The 22,617-nt window shown below is 64.7% G+C and carries 14 protein-coding genes; 6 read left to right on the forward strand and 8 right to left on the reverse strand.

All coding sequences use genetic code 11. The features are described 5' to 3' along the window. Position 1: 1 nt before the first annotated feature. Positions 2-3,901 (reverse strand): phosphoribosylformylglycinamidine synthase, encoded by a 3,900-nt coding sequence (purL, locus tag ACI2KK_RS12155; protein ID WP_404669080.1) that lies wholly within the window; start codon positions 3,899-3,901, stop codon positions 2-4. A gap of 455 nt (positions 3,902-4,356) precedes the next feature. Between purL and mltF the strand changes: the two genes are divergently transcribed. Further along, positions 4,357-5,814 carry a membrane-bound lytic murein transglycosylase MltF gene (gene mltF, locus ACI2KK_RS12160; RefSeq protein ID WP_404669081.1) on the forward strand — a complete coding sequence of 486 codons (1,458 nt, stop codon included), beginning with the start codon at positions 4,357-4,359 and terminating at the stop codon, positions 5,812-5,814. Positions 5,815-5,897: 83 nt separating this feature from the next. Here mltF and tadA read toward each other — a convergent pair whose 3' ends face one another. Together tadA and ACI2KK_RS12170 are read right to left on the reverse strand one after the other, a co-directional pair. Beyond that, positions 5,898-6,377 carry a tRNA adenosine(34) deaminase TadA gene (gene tadA / locus ACI2KK_RS12165; RefSeq protein WP_404669082.1) on the reverse strand — a complete coding sequence of 160 codons (480 nt, stop codon included), beginning with the start codon at positions 6,375-6,377 and terminating at the stop codon, positions 5,898-5,900. Then, on the reverse strand, positions 6,377-7,759 hold the full coding sequence (locus ACI2KK_RS12170) for a multicopper oxidase family protein (protein WP_404669083.1): 1,383 nt from the start codon (positions 7,757-7,759) through the stop codon (positions 6,377-6,379). The genes tadA and ACI2KK_RS12170 overlap by 1 nt, the downstream gene beginning before the upstream one ends. 192 nt (positions 7,760-7,951) lie before the next feature. Here ACI2KK_RS12170 and ACI2KK_RS12175 point away from each other — a divergent pair, with 192 nt between their 5' ends. The 3 genes from ACI2KK_RS12175 (at position 7,952) to ACI2KK_RS12185 (ending at position 13,447) form a co-directional block, all read left to right on the forward strand. After that, positions 7,952-10,924 (forward strand): membrane-targeted effector domain-containing toxin, encoded by a 2,973-nt coding sequence (locus ACI2KK_RS12175; RefSeq protein WP_404669084.1) that lies wholly within the window; start codon positions 7,952-7,954, stop codon positions 10,922-10,924. A gap of 131 nt (positions 10,925-11,055) precedes the next feature. Beyond that, complete coding sequence (locus tag ACI2KK_RS12180) at positions 11,056-12,927, forward strand: LTA synthase family protein (RefSeq protein ID WP_404669085.1); 1,872 nt, start codon at positions 11,056-11,058, stop codon at positions 12,925-12,927. Positions 12,928-12,973: 46 nt separating this feature from the next. Continuing rightward, positions 12,974-13,447, forward strand: a complete 474-nt coding sequence (locus tag ACI2KK_RS12185) for an OsmC family protein (protein WP_404669086.1) — start codon at positions 12,974-12,976, stop codon at positions 13,445-13,447. A gap of 89 nt (positions 13,448-13,536) precedes the next feature. On the opposite strand, the gene ACI2KK_RS12190 is transcribed toward ACI2KK_RS12185, so the two are convergent. The 5 genes from ACI2KK_RS12190 to ACI2KK_RS12210 form a co-directional block, all read right to left on the reverse strand. Continuing rightward, a complete protein-coding gene (locus ACI2KK_RS12190) occupies positions 13,537-15,117 on the reverse strand; it encodes a phage tail sheath family protein (protein ID WP_404669087.1) in 1,581 nt (526 codons plus the stop codon). A 230-nt stretch (positions 15,118-15,347) separates the two neighbouring features. Continuing rightward, positions 15,348-16,925 carry a glutamine-hydrolyzing GMP synthase gene (gene guaA, locus ACI2KK_RS12195; protein ID WP_217840080.1) on the reverse strand — a complete coding sequence of 526 codons (1,578 nt, stop codon included), beginning with the start codon at positions 16,923-16,925 and terminating at the stop codon, positions 15,348-15,350. A 77-nt stretch (positions 16,926-17,002) separates the two neighbouring features. Further along, positions 17,003-18,472 (reverse strand): IMP dehydrogenase, encoded by a 1,470-nt coding sequence (gene guaB, locus ACI2KK_RS12200; protein ID WP_217886282.1) that lies wholly within the window; start codon positions 18,470-18,472, stop codon positions 17,003-17,005. A 186-nt stretch (positions 18,473-18,658) separates the two neighbouring features. Beyond that, on the reverse strand, positions 18,659-19,210 hold the full coding sequence (locus ACI2KK_RS12205; protein WP_404669088.1) for a sugar ABC transporter ATPase: 552 nt from the start codon (positions 19,208-19,210) through the stop codon (positions 18,659-18,661). A gap of 51 nt (positions 19,211-19,261) precedes the next feature. Continuing rightward, on the reverse strand, positions 19,262-20,017 hold the full coding sequence (locus ACI2KK_RS12210) for a sulfite exporter TauE/SafE family protein (protein WP_404669089.1): 756 nt from the start codon (positions 20,015-20,017) through the stop codon (positions 19,262-19,264). A gap of 232 nt (positions 20,018-20,249) precedes the next feature. On the opposite strand from ACI2KK_RS12210, the gene xseA reads away from it, so the two are divergent. Then, positions 20,250-21,629, forward strand: coding sequence for an exodeoxyribonuclease VII large subunit (gene xseA, locus ACI2KK_RS12215; protein WP_404669090.1), 1,380 nt, complete (start codon positions 20,250-20,252; stop codon positions 21,627-21,629). A 3-nt stretch (positions 21,630-21,632) separates the two neighbouring features. Next, positions 21,633-22,460 (forward strand): peptidoglycan DD-metalloendopeptidase family protein, encoded by an 828-nt coding sequence (locus ACI2KK_RS12220; RefSeq protein ID WP_404669091.1) that lies wholly within the window; start codon positions 21,633-21,635, stop codon positions 22,458-22,460. The last annotated feature ends 157 nt before the right edge of the window (positions 22,461-22,617 follow it).

Here is a 22,617-nt window from a genome sequence, read left to right on the forward strand (position 1 = left end):
CTTAGTTCACCCACACCCGCGCGTTGCGGAACATGCGCATCAGCGCGGCATCTTCCTGCCACTCATCCGGGCGCCAGGAGTTCTGCACGGCGCGGAACATACGCTCCGGGTGCGGCATCATGATGGTCACGCGGCCGTCGCGGTTGGTCAGGCCGGTGATACCGCGCGGCGAGCCGTTCGGGTTGGCCGGGTAGGCCTCGGTGACCTTGCCGTGGTTGTCGACGTAGCGCAGGGCCACGGTGCCGGACAGGTCGGCGGCCAGCAGGGCTTCTTCACTGGCAAACTCGGCATGGCCTTCGCCGTGGGCGATGGCGATCGGCATGCGCGAACCGGCCATGCCCTGCAGGAAGATCGAGTTGGACTTCTGCACCTCGACCATGGCCACACGCGCCTCGAACTGCTCCGAGCGGTTGCGCACGAAGTGCGGCCAGTGCTCGGTGCCCGGGATCAGCTCGTGCAGGTTGGACATCATCTGGCAACCGTTGCACACGCCCAGGGCGAAGCTGTCGTTGCGCTCGAAGAAGGCCTGGAAGGCATCGCGGGCACGGGCGTTGAACAGCGCCGACTTGGCCCAGCCTTCACCGGCACCCAGCACGTCGCCGTAGGAGAAGCCGCCACAGGCCACCAGGCCCTTGAACGCTTCGAAGTCGACGCGCCCGGCGAGGATGTCGCTCATGTGCACGTCGATGGCGGCAAAGCCTGCGCGGTCGAAGGCAGCTGCCATCTCGACCTGGCCGTTGACACCCTGCTCGCGCAGGATCGCCACTTGCGGGCGCACGCCCTTCTTGATGTACGGCGCTGCGATGTCGTCGTTGACGTCGAAGCCCAGCTTCACCGACAGGCCCGGGTTCTCTTCCTCGAGCAGCAGGTCGAATTCCTGGTCGGCGCAGTCGGCGTTGTCGCGCAGGCGCTGTACCTGGTAGCTGGTTTCAGCCCACTGGCGCTGCAGCATGCGGCGGTCATCGTCGAACAGCACTTCGCCGTTCAGGCTGATGGACACTTCGCCGTTGTTGATCGGTTTGCCGATCACTGCCACGCACTCTTCACCCAGGCCTGCGGCGCTGAACTGCGCCAGTACGTCCGGGGTGGCATCCTGGCGAACCTGGATGACAGCGCCCAGCTCTTCGTTGAACAGGATGGCCGGCACCTCGCCCTTGCTGTCGGTCAGCGGGTCGAGTTGCAGGTCGAGGCCGCAGTGGCCGGCGAAGGCCATTTCCAGCACGGTGGTCAGCAGGCCGCCGTCGGAGCGGTCGTGGTAGGCCAGCAGGTGGCCGTCGGCGTTCAGGCCCTGGATCACCGCGAAGAACGCCTTGAGGTCTTCGGCGTCGTCGACGTCCGGCGCTTGTGCCGCCAGCTTGCCGTAGGTCTGGGCCAGGATCGAGGCGCCCATGCGGTTCTTGCCGCGGCCCAGGTCGATCAGGATCAGGTCGGTCTCGCCCTTGTCCAGGCGCAGTTGCGGGGTGAGGGTCTTGCGAATGTCGGTGACCGGGGCGAAGCCGGTGATGATCAGCGACATCGGCGCGGTGACGCTCTTCTCGACGCCCTCATCGCTCCACTTGGTCTTCATCGACATGGAGTCTTTGCCGACCGGGATGGTGATACCCAGCTCGGGGCACAGCTCCATGCCGACGGCCTTGACGGTGTCGTACAGGCGGGCGTCTTCACCCGGGTGGCCGGCAGCGGACATCCAGTTGGCCGACAGTTTGATGTCGGACAGCTTGCCGATCTGCGCAGCAGCCAGGTTGGTGAGGGTTTCGCCGATGGCCATGCGCCCGGACGCTGGGGCATCCAGCAGCGCCAGCGGGGTACGCTCGCCCATGGCCATGGCTTCGCCGGTGTACACGTCGAAGCTGGTGGCGGTGACGGCAACGTCGGCAACCGGTACCTGCCACGGGCCGACCATCTGGTCGCGGGCGACCAGGCCGGTGATGGTACGGTCGCCGATGGTGATCAGGAAGCTTTTGCTGGCCACGGCCGGGTGGCTGAGCACGCGCTGTACGGCGGTGTCCAGGTCCAGCTGGCTCGGGTCGAAGTCATCGCCCAGCTCTGCTTCGCGGGTGACCGAACGGTGCATGCGCGGCGGCTTGCCCAGCAGCACGTCCAGCGGCATGTCCACCGGGGTGTTGGCGAAGTGGCTGTCGGTAACGGTCAGGTGCGGCTCTTCGGTGGCTTCACCAACCACGGCGAACGGGCAACGCTCGCGCTCGCAAATGGCCTGGAAGCGCTCGAAGTCCTTGGCGCTGACCGCCAGCACGTAACGCTCCTGCGATTCGTTGCTCCAGATTTCGTGCGGAGCCATGCCCGGCTCGTCGTTGGGCACGTTGCGCAGTTCGAAGCGGCCACCGCGGCCACCGTCGTTGACCAGCTCCGGGAAGGCGTTGGAGATACCGCCGGCGCCGACGTCGTGGATGAAGGCGATCGGGTTGGCATCGCCCAGCTGCCAGCAGCGGTCGATGACCTCCTGGCAGCGGCGTTCCATTTCAGGGTTTTCGCGCTGTACCGAGGCAAAATCCAGGTCGGCCGAGCTGGCACCGGTGGCTACCGACGAAGCGGCGCCGCCGCCCAGGCCGATGAGCATGGCCGGGCCGCCGAGCACGATCAGCTTGGCGCCGACGGTGATCTCGCCTTTTTGCACGTGGTCTTCACGGATGTTGCCCATGCCGCCGGCAAGCATGATCGGCTTGTGATAGCCGCGCACTTCTTCACCGTGGGGGGTGTTGATGCTCTGCTCGAAGGTACGGAAGTAGCCGGTCAGGGCCGGACGGCCGAATTCGTTGTTGAACGCAGCGCCGCCCAGCGGGCCTTCGATCATGATGTCGAGGGCGTCGACGATGCGCTCCGGCTTGCCGTAGGCCTGCTCCCACGGCTGCTCGAAGCCCGGGATGCGCAGGTTGGACACGGTAAAGCCGGTCAGGCCAGCTTTTGGCTTGGCGCCACGCCCGGTGGCGCCTTCGTCGCGGATTTCGCCGCCGGAGCCGGTGGAGGCGCCGGAGAACGGGGCGATGGCGGTCGGGTGGTTGTGCGTCTCGACCTTCATCAGGATGTGCACCGGCTCCTGCACCGCGCCGTACTGGCGGGTTTCAGGGTTCGGGAAGAAGCGTCCGGCGACGCTGCCGACGATCACCGAGGCGTTATCCTTGTAAGCGGACAGCACGCCTTCGTTGTGCATCTGGTAGGTGTTCTTGATCATGCCGAACAGGCTCTTTTCCTGAGCCTGGCCGTCGATATCCCAACTGGCGTTGAAGATCTTGTGGCGGCAGTGCTCGGAGTTGGCCTGGGCGAACATCATCAGTTCGATGTCGTTCGGGTTGCGCTGCAGGCCCTGGAAGGCAGTGACCAGGTAGTCGATCTCGTCTTCGGCCAGGGCCAGGCCCAGGTCGATGTTGGCTTGCGCGAGCGCGGCGCGGCCGCCACCGAGCACGTCAACCGAGGTCATCGGCTTGGGCTGGGCGTGGCTGAACAGGTCGGCGGCGCCTTCGAGCTGGCCCAGCACGCGCTGGGTCATGCGGTCGTGCAGCTCGGCGGCGACCAGCTGCGCATCGGCGTCACTGAGGTTGCCGGCGACGTAGTAGGCGATGCCGCGCTCCAGGCGCTGGATCGACTGCAGGCCGCAGTTGTGGGCGATGTCGCTGGCCTTGCTCGCCCACGGCGAGATGGTGCCCAGACGCGGCACGACCAGGAACAGGCGGCCGGTCGGCTCCTGTACCGGCACGCTCGGGCCGTACTTGAGCAGACGGCCCAGCACCTGCTGCTGGTCGGCGGTCAGCTCGCCGTCAACGTCGGCAAAGTGGGCAAATTCGGCATACAAACCAGTAACAGCGGGGACTTTCTGGCTCAGTTGCTCGAGTAATTTACCGTGGCGAAAGGCAGAAAGGGCAGGAGCGCCGCGCAGGATCAACATCGTCGGGACAGCCTCAGGGAAGGGGTGTGCTTAGAGGCCGTGCATTCTAGCCTAATTCGCAGGCTTTCGGCACCTGCTCTACGCCAGTGCTGCCGGGCGGTGGAACCGGACTTCAAAGTCAAAAAAACACCCGCTCCGCGCGGCCTCTGTAGGAGCGGCCTTGCGTCGCGAAAGGGCTGCGCAGCAGCCCCGGCGATCTTGCATGATGCCGAAACCCTGGGGCTGCTGCGCAGCCCTTTCCGACCGGTCCGGCGCCCCGGTAAGGCCGCTCCTACAGGGATCGCAAGGCGTTCAAACCTGCGCTGTACCTGTAGGAGCCGGCTTGCCGGCGATGAGGCCGGCACAGCCAGCACAAGAGCGTTGCTCCTACAAGGGCATTGCACAGAACCCGCTAGCAGACAAGCCAGCCGTTGTCGAGATATGGCGGGGCCGGTGCTTTGCGTATACTGCACGCTATGTTCGCCCACACTGCTTTGCGCCAGCGTTGCGCCAAATGGCTCTTCGCAACCGGACTCTTCCTGATGCTCGGTGCCTGTGTTGAAAAACCCAGCACCCTAGAACGCGTCAAGGAGGATGGCGTATTGCGCGTGATAACCCGCAACAGCCCGGCCACCTACTTCCAGGACCGCAACGGCGAAACCGGCTTTGAATACGAGCTGGTCAAGCGTTTTGCCGACGACCTTGGGGTCAAGCTCGAGATCGAGACCGCCGACAACCTCGACGACATCTTCAACCAGCTGGGCAAGCCGTCCGGCCCGGTGCTGGCTGCCGCCGGCCTGGTCAGCAGCGAGCGGCGCAGCAGTCAGGCGAAGTTCTCCCACCCGTATCTGGAGGTCACGCCCCAGGTCATCTACCGCAACGGCCGTTCGCGCCCCACCGAGGCCAAGGGCCTGGTGGGCAAGAAAATCATGGTGCTCAAGGGCAGCAGCCACGCCGACCAGCTGGCCGAGCTGAAAAAACAGTACCCGGCCCTGGAATACGAAGAGTCTGACGCCGTCGAGGTGGTCGACCTGCTGCGCATGGTCGACGAAGGGCAGATCGACCTGACCCTGGTCGACTCCAACGAACTGGCGATGAACCAGGTGTACTTCCCCAACGTGCGCGTGGCCTTCGACCTGGGCGACGCCCGCGACCAGCGCTGGGCGGTGGCCGCAGGCGAGGACAACAGCCTGCTCAACGAGGTCAACGAATTCCTCGACAAGTCGCAGAAGAACGGCACCCTGCAGCGCCTCAAAGACCGCTACTACGGCCATGTAGACGTGCTCGGCTATGTCGGCGCCTACACCTTCGCCCAGCACCTGCAGCAGCGCCTGCCCAAGTACGAGAAGCACTTCAAGACCTCCTCCAAGGTGGAGCAGGTCGACTGGCGCCTGCTGGCGGCCATCGGCTACCAGGAGTCCATGTGGCAGCCCGAGGTCACCTCCAAGACCGGCGTGCGCGGCCTGATGATGCTCACCCAGCGCACCGCCCAGGCCATGGGTGTGTCCAACCGCCTGGACCCGAAGCAGAGCATCCAGGGCGGCGCCAAGTACTTCATGGTGGTCAAAGAACAGCTCGACGACAGCATCCAGGAGCCGGACCGCACCTGGTTCGCCCTGGCCGCCTACAACGTTGGCAGCGGCCACCTGGAAGACGCCCGCACCCTGGCCAAGCGCGAAGGCCTGAACCCGAACAAGTGGCTGGACGTGAAGAAGATGCTGCCGCGCCTGTCGCAGAAGCAGTGGTACAGCAAAACCAAATACGGCTATGCCCGCGGCGGCGAGCCAGTGCACTTCGTGGCCAACATCCGCCGCTACTACGACATCCTCACCTGGGTCACGCAGCCGCAGCTGGAGGGCCAGGTGGCCGAAGGCAACCTGCATGTGCCTGGGGTGAACAAGGAAAAGCCGGCGGAGCAGTCGCCGCCGATGTAAACCTGCACCGGCCTCTTCGCGGGCAAGCCCGCTCCTACAAATCCCTGTAGGAGCCGGCTTGCCGGCGATGAGGCCGGTACAGGTTAACCCTTGGCCCGCCGGGCCTTGAAGAACTCGCTCAGTATCGCCCCGCACTCCTCGGCCAATACCCCACCCTCCACCATCACCCGGTGGTTGAGAAAACCCTGCCCGAAGAACTGCCCCTGGCTCTGCACGATGCCGGCCTTGGGCTCCAGCGCACCGTACACCACCCGCGCCACCCGCGAATGCACGATCAACCCGGCGCACATGCTGCACGGCTCCAGGGTTACGTACAGGGTGCTGCCCGGCAGCCGGTAGTTGCTGGCCGCCTGCGCAGCGGCGCGGATGGCGACCATCTCGGCGTGGGCACTGGGGTCGCTGTCGAGGATCGGCCGGTTGAAGCCCTGCCCCAGCACCTGGCCGTGTTGCACCAGCACCGCCCCCACCGGCACCTCGCCCAGCGCCGCGCCCTGGGCGGCGAGGTCCAGGGCCAGGCGCATGAATTCCTGGTCGCGGCTGCGATCGATGATCTGCGGGCGCATCACACCACCGCGATCGCGGCCATCAGGCCGGTTTCCATGTGGTCGATGACGTGGCAGTGGAACATCCAGGTACCCGGGTTATCCGCCACCAGCGCCACTTGCGCGCGCTCGTTCTTGCCCAGCAGGTAGGTGTCGGTGAAGTAAGGTTCGGGGATTTTCCGGCGATTGGAGCCGATCACCTTGAAACTCATGCCATGCAGGTGGATCGGGTGCTGGTACTGGGTCATGTTCTTCAGCTCGAAGATATAGCTGTTGCCGAGCTTGAGCGTGGCGATGGGCCGGTCGGCGCAGGTCTTGTCGGTGATGTCCCAGGCCTGGCCGTTGATCTGCCACAGGCTCGGCGGCTTGCCGTTTTCGGTGTTCACCGACACCTTGCCGACCCATTCGAAATTGAAGTTGAGCTTTTCGGCGTTCTCCAGGTCCGGCTCGGCAATCGGGTTGGCCGGCAGCGCCTTGGGCCAGTCGCCAGGTGCGTCGCTGCTGGCCACCGAACGCAGGGTGCCCAGGCGCACGAAGCCATCGCGCAGGGAGATTTCCTCGCCCGCTTCGGGAATGCGAATGGCCAGGCAGATACGCATGCCCGGGCCCAGCCAGTACTCCTCGTCCAGCGGCCGCGGGGTCACCGGGTTGCCGTCCAGGGCGTAGATCATCGCCTCGCAGTTGCCCTTGAGGTTCAGGCGGTAGGTCCAGGTGTTGTCCAGGTTCAGCAGGCGCAAGCGCACCACCTGGCCGGCCGGCAGCTCGGTGACCGAGTCGGCCTGGCCGTTGATGGTGATCAGCCGCCCGGCGGTGCCGTTGCGCGCAGCCTCGCGGGGGATGCTGAACGGCAGCCAGGCACCCTGCTCGTCGACGTGCCAGTTCTTCAGGCTCAGTGTGCGCTCGTGCTTGAAGCCGGTGGGCTCGCGCTCCTCGATGATCAGCGGGCCAACCAAACCGCGGCCAAGCTCTTCGGAGCTGCTGACGTGGGGGTGGTACCAGTAGCTGCCGGCATCCGGCACGCGGAACTTGTAGTCGAAGTACTCACCCGGTTTCACTGGAAGCTGCGACACATAGGGCACGCCGTCCATCTCAAGCGGCAGGCGAATGCCGTGCCAGTGGATGGTGGTTTCCACCGGCAGGTGGTTGATGAAGCGTACCCGCAGCCAGGTGCCCTGAAGTACCCGCAACTCGGTGCCCGGCGCCGACGGGCCGAAGGCCCAGGCCTCGGTCTTGAAGCCCGCAACCAGCTCGACATCCAGGGGCGCGGCGATCAGCTCGTAGTCGTGCCCGGCGTTTTCGTCCTCGACCTTGCCCAGCCAGTAACGCGCAGCACCTCCGGCGCCCAGGCCTACCACCACCAGGCCGGTCAGGCCCTTGAGCATTTGTCGACGGGAAAAAGACATCGGTGCGGGTACCTCGTTTTCGCGCAATCAGTCTGCCAGCAGTGGCCGGCGATGAAGGGCGAATACGATACACCTGCATTTGCGAAAGATTAAGTGAAAGCACGCATTGCCATGCCGGGCATCAATACATACCACCCTCCCTCAACCACCACCCGACAAGCTGCCAGCCCTTATCCCCACAGGAGTAACAGCATGTCACCCGAAACAACGCCCAATGCCGAAAAGACGGCGCTGCAGGCCCTGGCCAGCCAACTGACCGACGACTGCCCGGACATGCGCCAGATGGCCCGCGAAGTCGCGCAGCAGGTTCTGGACCGCAACGGTATTCACACCCTGGACCCGGACAACGTCTACCTGCACCGCTTCATGACCGCGTCCAGCAACCCCAGAACCTACTCGGGCTGGCAGCATTACGAGACGCCCTACGCCTCACTGACCTTGCCGCAGCTGGTAATGCACCGCTTCAATGCCGACGATGCGGACAATGCCGACCTGCTCAGCTACCTGGTCGGCTTCTACACCGACGGGCCAGACAAGGGTGAGTACAACGAGCACAACGAGGTGCGGCTGGATGCCAGGCAGGTATTGGAATATTTCTGGAGCATCGACTTCGCCAGCGACTTCAATCAGCGCCTCACCACATTCTGGGCCAAACACGCCAGCGACTTTCGCACCCTGGCCAAGCTCAATTTCCTCAGCAAGGTGCTGGAGGTCTGTGCCGAAAACCCGGGTTCCGCGCTCGCCACGTGTTGCGCCGAGGCCTCCGAGGCCCTGGTCGGCGGCCAGTTCTGGCCACCCTCGCAACCACAACTGCTGCGCGAAGTGGCCCCGGACAAGGCAGCGGTGCGCCTGAGCGCCCTGGACATCGGCGGCTACGTGGCTACCGACATCCTGCGCATCGTCATGAGCGATGGCCGGCAACTGCTGTACATTCCCGGTGAAGTCGATGCCCTGCAGCTCTTCCCCGACGAGCAGGCGCTGTTCTGGTGGGTGCTGACCCACAACAATCACGCCGAAAACCGCGCCCGCTTCATGGGGCACTTTTCCCTGGCCGAGCGCGAGGAAAGCGACACCGCTGTCGGCCTGAACCACCTCGTCGACCTGCTGTACCAGGGCTGGGGGCGAGACGACCACACCGGGCTGAACACCACCGACCTGACCATCGATGGCGATGGTTTCAGCTGGCTGCGCGACAGGGCTCAGCAACGCATGCTGGACGATGCGTACTTTTCCCTGCGCACGAACGGCGACCTGCGCAAACAGCTGTGGATCGGCTACCTCAACGCCTTCAACAAGGTGTTCGCCCCGATGGCTGCCGTGGACTGGCCTGTCGCCCTGGTGGTGGTAGGCGCCGGCCTGGCCACCACCGGCCTGAACGTCGACCAGGCAATCAATGGCCACACCACCAGCGAGCGCAGGGCTGGGGTGATCGGGGCGATCTTCGCGGCAATCGACACCCTGTTCAACGCCACCTTCCTGCTCGCGGCGCCCGGCAAGCCACTGGCCGAAGTTGGCGAGGGCGAACAGGGTGTCACGGCGCCGGAGGAACCCAGCGGGCCAGTCGAAAGCGAGCCCCATGAGCAGGACCAGCCCATCACCCCCGCCCAACTTGAGCACTGGGTCCCCCGGCCGTTCTGGCCCGGGGACAGCGTCGAGCTGCTGGCCCCCTTTGAAACCAACGTGATCATCACTGGGGAGCCTGGGACCGGCAAGCTTGCAGGGGTCTATCTTCAGGACGGGCAGTTCTACGTGTTGATCGAAGACCTGCCCTACCAGGTGCGCTACGTCGGCGAGCTGAACACCTGGGTCATCGTCGACCCCGAGAACCCGTTCTCCTTCTACAAATGCCAGAGCATTCGCCTGGAAGCCGATGGCCAATGGCACCCGGTCGAGCGCACCGGCCTCAAGGGCGGCATGCTCTCGCGGCTCAAGGGCTGGGGGCGAACCACCCCAAGCGCCGAGTTGCCCGCACTGCCTGCGACCCCCTACGAGATGCCGCCTGCGCTTCGATCGCGTTTGCGCCAGGTCTCCAAATCCGTGCTGTCTGGTGACCATGTCAGTTTCGATCCGGATGTACACCAGGCTGTTGTCGAGTTCCGCAACGTGCGCCAGCAACTGGCCGATGATGCGGCAGCCTTCATGAAGGCCCCCGAGCTGCCGCCGCGCCCGCCAATCCCCGAAGCCGTCGAGAACATGACGGCCAAGGCGCTGCTCGCAGAAATCTACAAGAACACCGATGGGCTGGTGGTCGGTGAATCCCACAGCGCAATCGGCAGCAAACGCTTTCTGATCGACAACATGCCCCTGCTGCGCAAGATGAAAGTCAGGACGCTCTACCTCGAGCACTACCAGACCGACTTCCAACAGCCGGACCTCGATACGTTCAACCGCACCGGTGAAATGCCCCAGGAGCTGGATCGCTACATCACCGAGCAAGATCGCGGGCACATGACCGACGCCTCGGGCCGCTACACGTTCCGCCAGGTGCTGGTGCAGGCACAGAAAAATGGGGTGCGCATCCAGTCCATCGACTGCATGGCGAGCTACCGGCAGGAAGGGCTTGGCAAAGCGATATCGCGCCAGGAAATGATGAATTTCTACGCCCACCGCATCATCCAGGCCGACCAGGCTTTGCGCGGGCCTGGCAGGTGGGTGGCACTGGTCGGCAACACCCACAGCAACCTGTTCGAGGGTATCCCCGGGCTCGCCGAGCTGGAAGGCGCCATTGGCCTGCGAGTCGAGGATGTGCCTGCAGGGCAGCCGGACCGCTTCGATAGCGACCCGGGGCTGACAGTGCTCGAAAAAGGCCCGATCAGGGAGGGCGAGAGCACCCACGTTCGCAGGGTCAAGGGCGACCTGCGGTTACGCGCCGGCGTGGATGCAATGCCCACGCTCTCCACCGACGCGGTGCCCATCCCCCCCCAGGACTTCGATACGCTGCTCAAGCGCCCCGGCGACTACAGCATTGCCGAGGAGTCGGGCGATTCGTATGTGATGAGCAGGGCACGCGACCTGTCGCTGCGACGCACACTGATCAGGCATGAAGGGCGCTTCATCTACGTAGAGCAACCGGATTGGCCGAAGATCCACGGGCGTCGCCTGCAACAGCCTGCCGAATTGCACGCATTGCTGCGCGCACGTGGCATGCGCTATATCAGCTCGTGACCCCAGCGCGCTGAAGTTGTGCAGGTCGGCAGGCTAAAGCCTGCCGACCTGCACAACAGCTTGCCCAAACAACGGCAGGCTGCTTAAGTTCAAGCGTCGCGAGTGCCCAACCAATCCGAGGCTTGGCCAACATGCAAAAAGGCAATACTCCATTGCAGCTGGCCCTGCTGGCCGCCGTTTCACTGCTACTGCTGCCAAAGGTCATCCTGATCAGCTACTTCGCCAGCCGCTGGGTCGATACCGACCCGGCCAGCATCGGCCTGTACCTGCTGCAGGACCTGCTGCTGGCCGCGCTGGTTTACCTGCTGGCGATCACCTTGCTGCGCAGGGTGCGCTACAGCTGGCTGCCGGTCAGCGCCTTCTGCGGCGCCTTGCTACTGCTATTGCTGATCGACATGCGCGTGCGCGAGCTATGGCTCAAGCCGCTGGACTGGACGCTGGTGCAGTACAGCCTGGAGCATGCCGGCAGCCTCACCTCGGGCGCCGAGGTGTTCCTCAACCAGTTGGCCGGCTTTGGCTTCACCTTCCGCTTTATTGTCTTCGTGCTGTTTTTGGCCTGGCTGGGCACCTGGCTGCTGGTGGGCCTGGCCGCCCGCCGGGCGCGCAAACACCCGCCGGCGCCTATGGCCGGCAGCGGCAAGCTGGCGCTCATCGCCGTGCTGGCCGGCCTGCTGTTGGGCGCGGTGTTGGCCCGCGACGCACGCTACGACCTGAACCAGAACATCGCCACCCGCCCGCTGGTCGAGGCACTGCGCAGCACCGGCCTTGGCCGCGACAGCAGCGCGCAGAACCTGCTGCCTTTCGAACAGCCCGCCTACCCGCTGTCCGCCATCAACGCGCTGCCCAAGCCCGAGATTGCCCCAGGCTTCAAGAACCTGGTGTACATCGTCATGGAGTCGGTGCGCTGGAACAGCACCTTCGGCCCCAACGTCGACACCGCCGAACGCTACCCCACCTTCGCCAGGCTCGCCCGCGAAGGCATGCTGAGCAAGGCTTACGTCACGGTTCCGCATTCGTCCAAGGGCTATTTTTCGATCTTCACCGGGCTGCACGCCTACCCCGGGGTAGAGATCAAGGAAGCGATGCACCTGTACCAGCCCGGGGTGATTCACGCGCTCAAGCAAAAGCGCAACATGGAGGCCGTGGCCTTCAGTTCGCTGTTCCTGCAATTCGAGAACATGGACGGTTTTCTCAAGTCCATCGGCGTGTCCAAGGCCTACGCCGTCGCCGACATGCTGCCGGCCAACGCGGCGGCGCAGCACAGCAGCAGCTTCGGTGCCAGCGACGAGCAGCTGTTCCTGCCCAGCATCCCCTACCTGCAGGCCATCCAGCAGGCCGGCAAGGGCTTCATCGCCCTGTACTTCCCAAGCGCTGCGCACTACCCCTACGACTGCCCGGGCAACACCGTGCCCACCTCGGAGCTGGACAAGTACGAAGCCTGCATCGAGACCACCGACGCGCTGATCGGGCAGATGCTCGAAGGCTACGACAAGGCCGGCCTGCTCGACTCGACCTTGTTCGTGCTGGTAGGCGACCACGGCGAGTCGTTTGGCGAGCACGGCATGTTCATCCACAACTCCTCGATGCACGAAGAAGAAGTGACGGTGCCGCTGATCTTCTGGGCCAAAGGCCAAACCCTGCCCAAGCCTGAATCGAGCGTAAGCCAGCAGACCGATATCGCCCCCACCGTGGCGGACTTCTTCGGCATCACCGATGAAAGCTTCAAGGTGCAGGGCATCAGCCTGCTGCGGCCCCACGGCAAACGGGCGTTCTTCATGGCGACCTTCTTCGACCGCCTCGCCAGCGCGCTGGTGGAGCACCCGTACAAGTACATCTACGAATACAGCCCGGACACCCTGGTGCGCTACAACCTCGACGACGACCCGTGGGAGAACAAGCCGGACTTGGTGACCGGCGATGAATTCACCGCGACGAAGAACCGTTTGCTGTCCTACGACGCCTATCAGAAGGCGTTTTTCGCCAAAGACCCCGAGCAGCGCTGAAGCTGTGTAACGGTCCAGGCTCCATGAATGCTCGCAAGGAAGGGACATGAAGGAACACCGCTACGCACTCACCCTGAACTGGACCGGCAACAGCGGCCAGGGCACCAGCAACTACACCGCCTACCAGCGCGACTACACCCTCGAGATCCCGGGCAAGCCCAGCCTGCACGGCTCGGCCGACCCGGCCTTTCGCGGCGACCCCGCGCGCTGGAACCCCGAGGACATGCTGCTGGCCTCGCTGTCGGCCTGCCACAAGCTGTGGTACCTGCACCTGTGTGCGGTGAACAAGGTCAATGTGCTGGCGTATGTCGACCACCCCGAGGGGCGCATGGTCGAAGGCGATGCCGAACGCAAGGGGCACTTCACCGAGGTGGTGCTGCGCCCGCAGGTGGTGGTGAGCAGTGATTCGGATGCGCAGATGGCGCTGCGGCTGCATGAAGATGCTCACCATGAGTGCTTTGTTGCCAACTCGGTGAACTTTCCGGTGCGGTGTGAGGCGGTGATTCGGCGCGAGGGTTGAATGCCGGGCGCACGAGCGCCCTGCGTCTGAGCTACGCCAGTTGACCTTCGATGCACAGCTCGAAGCAATTGCTTGCTTCCCTCTGCAGGTCAGCCACTGGCTGCCTGCTGTTGCTGGAAGGTAATGACGATGAACTCGGCCGGGCGTGCCACTGCCACCTCGACCGTGACACCCAGGTAGCCGTTGAGCAAATCATCGGCCATCATGCTTGAGCCCAGCCCGACACTCACCTGAAACGCATCCGCCAGCGCCGTACCCTGCAGGCCGCCCTGCTTCCAGATATTGGTGAGAAAGCTTGTGATCATCGTCTTGACCGCCGCCCAGGTGTTGGCGTTGTTGGGCTCGAACGCAAGGGCCCGGACGGCGAGCTTGATCGACTGCTCGAGGAAGGTCACGGTCCGGCGCACCGGCACGTAGCGCCAGTCCTGGCTGTTGCCGTCCAGCGTGCGCGCCCCCCAGATGAGAATGCCCTGACCGGTGAAAAAGCGGATGGCGTTGATCGACTTGCCCGACACCGGGTCGACGTTGAGATTGGCCTGCTGCTGGTCAGACAAGTTGATCGGCAAGCTGGCCGCACCGACGATGCTCATGTTTGCCGGCGCGTTCCAGACGCCGTGGGTGTTGTCGTTGAGCGTATACACCCCGGCCATGGCGCCACTGGCTGGCAGCACGTTGGCGCAAGTAAGGACATGGTTGACGATCTGACCATAGAGCGGGCTGGCATTGAGCAACGCATCTTGCAGCTGGCTGTTGCTCATGGGGTTGGCCGGCGGCTCGTTGATCATACCCAGCAAGGTAGCCACTGCCGCATTGGGCGCGGCCGGCGGGTTGATCAACGCCGCCAGTTGCGCTGTGTCGCCACCGAACAGGTTGGTGAAGTCGATATCGCCCTGCTGCATGATGGTGGTGCCGATGAACGGGTAGTAGCAGGTGCCGTAGTTCAGCCCGTTGTTACCAGTGTTGCTGCGAAAGGCCTGGATATCCTGGGTGTAGCGAACGGGGTCGGGATTGGCACCGCCGATGATGTCGAACACGCACAAGACCGTGCCCATCTCCTCTGCCTGCAGCAACATGCCCTGCATCAGGGCCGCGTTGTCGGCCACCGTCAGCAAGGTGGCCTCCGGGCAGATGTACAAGGTCGGCTCGGGCTGGTTCAGCAAGGTGGCCAGGCCGCGCTGCAGGTCGGCCAGTTGCACGTTGGGGTTGATCAGCTGTGCAGTGGGACTACTGGCCGGCTGCTTGCTGGCCGGGCCATAGGGGCCGACTGCGACGATGTACGCATCGCCGCCACCGTTCTGGTAGAACAGGCGAATGCTGTTGTAGAGGTAGTAAAGGGTCGCAGGGTCGGGCAGCACCGAGTAATACACCCCGTCGATGGCCAGGTAGTCACCTGAAGCTGGCTGCTCTTTCTGCGCCACCAGGTAGTACTCCGGGCTGTACTGGCGCGCCGGGTCAGCCGGCGGCGGCGGGTTGTCCAGCATGAAACAGGCCTGGAACTCGGCGAACGAAGAGACCTTCACCGCCTGGTTGTAGCAAGGCTGGCCCTGAGACACGGCCCGGGGCGTGTAGCCGATAAACGCCGGAACCGCAGTGGCGACCGGCACCACGCTGGCGGCCTGGGCGCTGGCCCCGTTGATGTACACGCCGGGTGTTGCATAAGTGGAGGCCATGGCTCGTCCTTGACGGTAGAGGGAGTGGCAAGGCCTGCCGCAATACCCAAGCTGCTGCAAAGCCATTGCCGGATCGCTGTGAACTGGCCTGGGGTACCGGTGATAAAGCAGTCACTGAAACCTCAAGGTTCCAGCAAGCTAGCACAACAATGGCTCATGGCCATATACGAACGACAAAAGTGACCATGCGGATACAACAAGGGCGCCTTGCGGCGCCCTTGTGGCTCAACTTATTCCCACTCGATGGTGGCCGGCGGCTTGCTCGACACGTCGTAGGTAACGCGCGAAATGCCTTCGATCTCGTTGATGATACGCCCGCTGACAGTCTCCAGCAGCTCGTAGGGCAGGTGCGCCCAACGTGCGGTCATGAAGTCCACGGTCTCGACGGCGCGCAGGGCCACGACCCAGGCGTAGCGACGGCCGTCGCCAACGACACCGACCGACTTGACCGGCTGGAACACCACGAAGGCCTGGCTGGTCTTGTGGTACCAGTCGGCCTTGCGCAGCTCTTCGATGAAGATGTGGTCGGCGCGACGCAGGATGTCGGCGTATTCCTTCTTCACTTCACCCAGAATGCGCACGCCCAGGCCCGGGCCCGGGAACGGGTGGCGGTAGACCATGTCGTACGGCAGGCCCAGTTCCAGGCCGATCTTGCGCACTTCGTCCTTGAACAGCTCACGCAGTGGCTCGACCAGCTTGAGGTTCATTTCCTCCGGCAGGCCGCCGACGTTGTGGTGCGACTTGATCACGTGGGCCTTGCCGCTCTTGGCGCCGGCCGACTCGATCACGTCGGGGTAGATGGTGCCCTGGGCGAGGAACTGGATGTTCTCGAGCTTGCTGGCTTCGGCATCGAAGATGTCGATGAAGGTACGGCCGATGATCTTGCGCTTTTTCTCCGGGTCGGCTTCGCCTTCCAGGTTGTCGAGGAACTGCTTTTCAGCATCGGCGCGGATCACCTTGACGCCCATGTTCTCCTTGAACATGGCCATCACCTGGTCGCCTTCGTGCAGGCGCAGCAGGCCGTTGTCGACGAATACGCAGGTCAGCTGGTCGCCGATGGCGCGGTGCAGCAGCGCGGCAACCACCGAGCTGTCGACGCCGCCGGACAGGCCCAGCAGGACGTTGGCCGAACCGACTTGCGCGCGCACCTGGGCGATGGCGTCTTCGACGATGTTCGAGGCGGTCCACAGGGCTTCACAGCCGCAGATGTCCTGCACGAAGCGCGACAGGATGCGACCGCCCTGCTTGGTGTGGGTCACTTCCGGGTGGAACTGCACGCCGTAGTAGCCCAGGGCGTCGTCGTACATGCCGGCGATCGGGCAGCTCGGGGTGCTGGCCAGCACGTTGAAGTTGCCCGGCATCTGGGTAACCTTGTCGCCGTGGCTCATCCACACGTCCAGGCCCAGTACGCCGTCATCGTCGACGTGGTCTTCGATGCCGTCCAGCAGGCGGCTCTTGCCAACTACGTCAACGCGGGCGTAGCCGAACTCGCGCAGCTCGGAACCTTCGACCTTGCCGCCCATCTGTTCGGCCATGGTCTGCATGCCGTAGCAGATGCCCAGTACCGGCACCTTCAGGTCGAACACCGCTTGCGGGGCACGCGGGCTGTTGGCTTCGTGGACCGACTCGGGGCCGCCGGCCAGGATGATGCCGCGCGGGTTGAATTCGCGGATCGCTTCATCGTCCATGTCGAACGGGTGCAGCTCGCAGTACACGCCGATTTCGCGCACGCGGCGGGCGATCAGCTGGGTGTACTGGGAACCGAAATCGAGGATCAGGATGCGGTGAGCGTGAATGTCGAGGGCCATGACTCAATCTCGTCAGTGGAAATCGGAAACGACGCGGGGCTGTTCGTGACAGCCCCGTTCGGTTATTGCTTGAAGCCTCAGCCTACGCGGTAGTTAGGGGCTTCTTTGGTGATCTGCACGTCATGCACGTGGGACTCGGCCATGCCGGCACCGGTGATGCGCACGAACTCAGGCTTGGTACGCATCTCTTCGATGGTCGCGCTGCCGGTGTAGCCCATGGACGAACGCAGGCCGCCCATCAGCTGGTGGATGATCGCGGCCAGGGCGCCTTTGTAAGGGACGCGGCCTTCGATGCCTTCCGGTACCAGCTTCTCGGCACCGGCCGAGGAGTCCTGGAAGTAACGGTCGGACGAGCCTTGCGCCTGTGCCATGGCACCCAGCGAGCCCATGCCGCGGTAAGCCTTGTACGAACGGCCCTGGAACAGCTCGACTTCACCCGGGGCTTCTTCGGTACCGGCGAACATCGAACCCATCATCACGCAGGAAGCACCGGCGACGATGGCCTTGGACAGGTCACCCGAGAAACGGATGCCGCCGTCGGCGATCAGTGGCACGCCAGTGCCTTCCAGTGCGGCGGCAACGTTGGCGATGGCGCTGATTTGCGGCACGCCGACACCGGCAACGATACGGGTGGTGCAGATCGAGCCCGGGCCGATGCCGACCTTGACTGCGTCGGCGCCAGCTTCGGCCAGGGCCTTGGCGGCAGCGCCGGTGGCGATGTTGCCGCCGATCACCTGCACTTGCGGGTAAGTCTCTTTGACCCAGCGAACGCGGTCGATCACGCCTTTGGAGTGGCCGTGGGCGGTGTCGACGACAACCACGTCAACGCCAGCAGCAACCAGGGCCGCAACGCGCTCGCCGGTGTCCTTGCCGGTGCCGACCGCAGCGCCGACGCGCAGGCGACCCTGGTCGTCCTTGCTGGCCAGCGGGTAGGCCTTGGCCTTTTCGATGTCCTTGACGGTCATCATGCCCTTGAGGGCGAACTTGTCGTCGACGATCAGGACTTTTTCCAGGCGGTGCTTGTGCAGCAGCTCGCGGACTTCGTTCTTGTCGGCGCCTTCGCGCACGGTGACCAGACGCTCTTTGGGGGTCATCACGTCGCGGACCTTGGCGTCCAGACGGTTTTCGAAGCGCACGTCACGGGAGGTGACGATGCCGACCAGGTCGCCGTTTTCCAGCACCGGAACACCGGAGATGTTGTTCAGGCGGGTCAGCTCGAACAGGTCGCGCACGGTGGCGTCGGCGTCGATGGTGATCGGGTCCTTGACCACGCCAGCCTCGAACTTCTTGACCTTGCGCACTTCGCCGGCCTGCTGCTCGATGGTCATGTTCTTGTGGATGATGCCGATGCCGCCTTCCTGGGCCATGGCAATGGCCAGACGCGCTTCGGTCACGGTATCCATGGCGGCGGAAACCAGGGGAATGTTCAGCTCGATGCCACGGGTCAAACGGGTCTTGAGACTGACTTCATTGGGCAGTACCTCGGAGTAGCCAGGTACAAGGAGGATATCGTCGAAGGTCAGGGCTTCTTGGCTGATACGCAGCATCGCGGGGGCTCCCGGGCGGGAAAAATGGAAGCGCGCCATTATACTCATGCAAGGCGCGCCGCTCAATGCAAAATAAGGGCCTTCGGTCCAGTTTTGGCTGTTGTGGCCTCATCGCCGGCAAGCCGGCTCCTACAAGCATTGCATTCGCCCTGTAGGAGCCGGCTTGCCGGCGATGAGGCCCTCGAATCAGCCTACCTTCACCTGCACCACAGCCACCGGCTGGTCGAGCCAATCGGCGAAGCTGTCGAGAAAGGCCTGGGTAAACCCGGCCTCGCCCCAGTTGTTGAAGATGAACCCAAGGTTGGAAAAGGCACATGGCTGCAGGTAAAGGAAGCCATTGATGTCATCTTCGAAGCCGCACAGCGGGCAGGTGAAGTTGTCGCTCACCGCCGGCATCCACTCCTCCAGGCTCTCGAACAGCGGCTCGCCCACCTCGCGGCGGCACTCCGGGCAGCCGGCTTCTTGCAAGAACCCTTCGGTGGGGGTGTAGATGCAGCGTTTGAGCATCACCTCCAGGCCGTTGACCGGGTTGCCCAACGGCAGTTTTTCCGGGTGCAGGGCCACTTTGCGGGCACCTGCGGCCAGGGCATGGCCCATGCGATTGCCGGTGCGCCCGCAGGTGCTCAGTTGCTCCTCGACGACTTTTTCGCGCACCAGCCAGCGCAGGATGGCCCGGGCACGGGCTTCGTGCACCGGCACGGTGGACAGCTTGGGGACGATGATGCTCTGGGTGTTCATGAACGGGGCAAGCCTGCAAAACAGCGGTAGTGGCGCAATTCTACCGCCTGCTCAGCCGCTCAGGTAGCGACCGATCAGCGCCAGGCCGCTGGCCAGCACCAGCCAGGTGACCAGCCGCACGAAAGCTTCGCGGGAAAGCTTGTGGGTCAAACGCCGGCCCACCCACAAACCAGCGAACATCACCGGCAGCAGGCAGGCCGCCAGCCACACCAGGCTGGTGTCGGCATACACCCCGGCGATCAGGAACAGCGACAGGCGCACGATGGTGCTGCAGCTGATCAGCGCGCTCTGGGTGGCGCGCACCTGCTCCTTCACCTCCAGCCGGGCGCTGAGGTAGATGGCATACAGAAAGCCGCCACTGCCGAACAACGCGCCGAACAGCCCGCCCACGGTCCCCATCGGCACCGCCCACAGCCCGGAAAGCCTGGCCGGGCGCACCTTCACCGCCAGCCCGTAGATGGCGTAGGCGGTAACGAACAGCCCCATCAGCAACAGCAGCAGGTCGGATTTCAGGTGCAGCAGAAACACCACCCCCAAGGTGCAGCCCACCGCCATGCACGGCAGCAACCGCAGCAGCTCGCCGCGCACCACATCCTTGCGTGATGGCAGCAGGTTGCCGAAGGCGGCGACGAAGTCCAGCAGCACCAGCAGCGGGATGATCCGCGACAGCGGCATGAAGTGAATCAGCACCGGGCCTGCCACCAGCGCGGTACCGAACCCGGCAATGCCGAAGACGATGTAGGCGGCGGCGATGGCCAGCAGGATGGGAATCCATTCGAGGGGGGTGAAGGCGAGTTGGCTGAACATGGGCCGATTCCTTGGGCGACCGGCACAGGTTAGCCTGCCTTACCCCATCACCGGCAAGGGAGTTGTGCACCTCGCCACATGCCGTGGGAGCGGGCTTGCCCCGCGATCACCGGCAGCGCCGGTGCCATGCCACTCGGTTTCCAGGCCCGCCCCATCGCGGGGCAAGCCCGCTCCCACGCTACTACGCACCCGGCACAGACAACCGCCCCGCATGTCCTTTATGATGCCCGCCATGATCAGAGACCCCTTCGAACGACTCGGCCTTGACCGCGAGGTCCTCACCGTCAGCCAGCTCAACGGCCGCGCCCGCGTGCTGCTGGAGGACGTGTTCCGCAGCGTCTGGGTGGAAGGCGAGATTTCCAACCTCGCCCGCCCGGCCTCCGGGCACATGTACTTCACCCTCAAGGACAGCGGCGCGCAAATTCGCTGCGCGCTGTTCCGCCAGAATGCCGCCCGCGTGCGCCAGGCCCTGCGTGACGGCCTGGCGGTCAAGGTGCGTGGCAAGGTGTCGCTGTTCGAGGGGCGTGGCGACTACCAGCTGATCCTCGACACCGTCGAGCCTGCCGGCGACGGCGCCCTGCGCCTGGCGTTCGAGGCGCTGAAAGAGAAGCTCGGCGCCGAGGGCCTGTTCAGCACCGAGCGCAAGCAGCCGCTGCCGGCCCACCCGCGGCGCATCGGCATCGTCTCCTCGCCCACCGGCGCGGTGATCCGCGACATCATCAGCGTGTTTGGCCGCCGCGCGCCGCAAGTCGAGCTGAACCTGATCCCCACCGCCGTGCAGGGCCGCGAAGCGATCAACCAGATCGTCCGCGCCTTGCAGCTGGCCGACCGCCAGGGCTTCGATGCGTTGATCCTGGCCCGTGGCGGCGGCTCGCTGGAAGACTTGTGGTGCTTCAACGAAGAGGCCGTGGCCCGCGCCGTGGCCGCCTGCGTGACGCCCATCGTCAGCGCCGTGGGGCATGAAACCGACGTGTCGATCAGCGACTTCGTCGCCGACGTGCGCGCACCCACGCCGTCCGCCGCCGCCGAGCTGCTGGCCCCCGACAACAGCGGCCTGCAGCAGCGCCTGGACAGCCTGCAGCGGCGCCTGCTGCTGCGCATGCAGAACCGCCTGAGCCATGACCGCCTGCGCGTCGAAGGCCTGGCCCGGCGCCTGCGCCACCCCGGTGAGCGCCTGCGCCAGCAGGCCCAGCGCCTGGACGACCTGGACATGCGCCTGCGCCGCGCCTTCATGCTCGGCATGCAGCGCCGCCAGGAGCGCCTGGGGCGCATGGACATGCGCCTGGCCGCCCAACACCCGGGGCGCAACCTGAAAATGCTCCAGCAGCGCCTGGACACCCTCGCCGCACGCCTGCCAAGGGCCATGCGCGACGTGCTCAAGGACCGCCGCCAGCGCTTCCAGGCGCAACTGCAGACGCTGCAGGTGGTCAGCCCCCTGGCCACCCTCGCCCGCGGCTACAGCATCCTGCTCGACGAGCGCGGCCAGGCCGTGCGCAGCGCCGCCGACACCCGCAACGGCCAACGCCTGACCGCACGCCTGAACGAAGGCGAGCTGAAGGTGCGGGTCGAGGACAATCACCAGACCCCGGTCACCCTCTCGCTACTGGACTGACACATGCCCCGCCTGCTCGCGCCCCTGCTCGCCCTCGCCCTGCTGCTGCCGATCACCGCCGCCCAGGCCAGCTACATCACCCGCACCCTGAACAAACCAGTGCCCGGCGGCGTTGCCGTGGTCGACCTGGGGCCTGCCGCCAGCGCCCCGTCGGCACGCTTCGACGGCAAGCCGGTGCTGGTGGTCAAGGAGCAGGACACCTGGCTGGCCATCGTCGGCATCCCGCTGACGCAAAAGCCCGGCAGCGCGGTGCTGACCCAGGGCGGGCGCACTCTGGCGTTCAACGTTGGCAGCAAGAAATACCCCGAGCAGCACATCACCCTGAAGAACCAGCGCCAGGTCAACCCCAACCCCGACGACCTCAAACGCATCGACCGCGAGCTTGCCGAGCAGATCAAGGCCTACCGCAGCTTCAGCCCGGCGCTGCCCAGCAACCTGATCCTCGACAAGCCGGTCAACGGCCCGCTGTCGAGCAAGTTCGGCGTGCGCCGCTTCTTCAACGGCGAGGAACGCAACCCCCATGCCGGCCTGGACTTCGCCGTGCCCGCCGGCACGCCGATCAAGACCCCGGCCAACGGCAAGGTGATCCTGGTGGGTGATTACTTCTTCAATGGCCGCACGGTGTTCGTCGACCATGGCCAGGGCTTCATCAGCATGTTCTGCCACATGTCGAAGATCGACGTGAAGCCCGGGCAAGTGATGCGCCGCGGCGAAGTGGTGGGGCGCGTGGGCTCGACCGGGCGTGCCACCGGGCCGCACATGCACTGGAACGTCAGCCTGAACGATGCGCGGGTGGATCCGGCGATTTTCATTGGCGCGTTCCAGCCCTGACACAGCGGCGCCTGCTTCGCGGGCAAGCCCGCTCCCACAGGTATTGCATGAGGTTCAAGCCTGCGTTGTACCTGTGGGAGCCGGCTTGCCGGCGATGAGGCCAGTACAGGCAGCACAAGACACTTGCTCCCACAGGTATGACGAAGCGTTCGAAGGC

The organism is Pseudomonas sp. NPDC089406 (genome assembly GCF_044900265.1).
Lineage (GTDB): Bacteria > Pseudomonadota > Gammaproteobacteria > Pseudomonadales > Pseudomonadaceae > Aquipseudomonas > Aquipseudomonas fakonensis.

Bases quoted from the DNA above. Each gene is read 5' to 3' on its own strand.
- purL (WP_404669080.1), bottom strand. From the start codon at position 3,901: ATGTTGATCCTGCGCGGCGCTCCTGCCCTTTCTGCCTTTCGCCACGGT.
- mltF (WP_404669081.1), top strand. From the start codon at position 4,357: ATGTTCGCCCACACTGCTTTGCGCCAGCGTTGCGCCAAATGGCTCTTC.
- tadA (WP_404669082.1), bottom strand. From the start codon at position 6,377: ATGCGCCCGCAGATCATCGATCGCAGCCGCGACCAGGAATTCATGCGC.
- ACI2KK_RS12170 (WP_404669083.1), bottom strand. From the start codon at position 7,759: ATGTCTTTTTCCCGTCGACAAATGCTCAAGGGCCTGACCGGCCTGGTG.
- ACI2KK_RS12175 (WP_404669084.1), top strand. From the start codon at position 7,952: ATGTCACCCGAAACAACGCCCAATGCCGAAAAGACGGCGCTGCAGGCC.
- ACI2KK_RS12180 (WP_404669085.1), top strand. From the start codon at position 11,056: ATGCAAAAAGGCAATACTCCATTGCAGCTGGCCCTGCTGGCCGCCGTT.
- ACI2KK_RS12185 (WP_404669086.1), top strand. From the start codon at position 12,974: ATGAAGGAACACCGCTACGCACTCACCCTGAACTGGACCGGCAACAGC.
- ACI2KK_RS12190 (WP_404669087.1), bottom strand. From the start codon at position 15,117: ATGGCCTCCACTTATGCAACACCCGGCGTGTACATCAACGGGGCCAGC.
- guaA (WP_217840080.1), bottom strand. From the start codon at position 16,925: ATGGCCCTCGACATTCACGCTCACCGCATCCTGATCCTCGATTTCGGT.
- guaB (WP_217886282.1), bottom strand. From the start codon at position 18,472: ATGCTGCGTATCAGCCAAGAAGCCCTGACCTTCGACGATATCCTCCTT.
- ACI2KK_RS12205 (WP_404669088.1), bottom strand. From the start codon at position 19,210: ATGAACACCCAGAGCATCATCGTCCCCAAGCTGTCCACCGTGCCGGTG.
- ACI2KK_RS12210 (WP_404669089.1), bottom strand. From the start codon at position 20,017: ATGTTCAGCCAACTCGCCTTCACCCCCCTCGAATGGATTCCCATCCTG.
- xseA (WP_404669090.1), top strand. From the start codon at position 20,250: ATGATCAGAGACCCCTTCGAACGACTCGGCCTTGACCGCGAGGTCCTC.
- ACI2KK_RS12220 (WP_404669091.1), top strand. From the start codon at position 21,633: ATGCCCCGCCTGCTCGCGCCCCTGCTCGCCCTCGCCCTGCTGCTGCCG.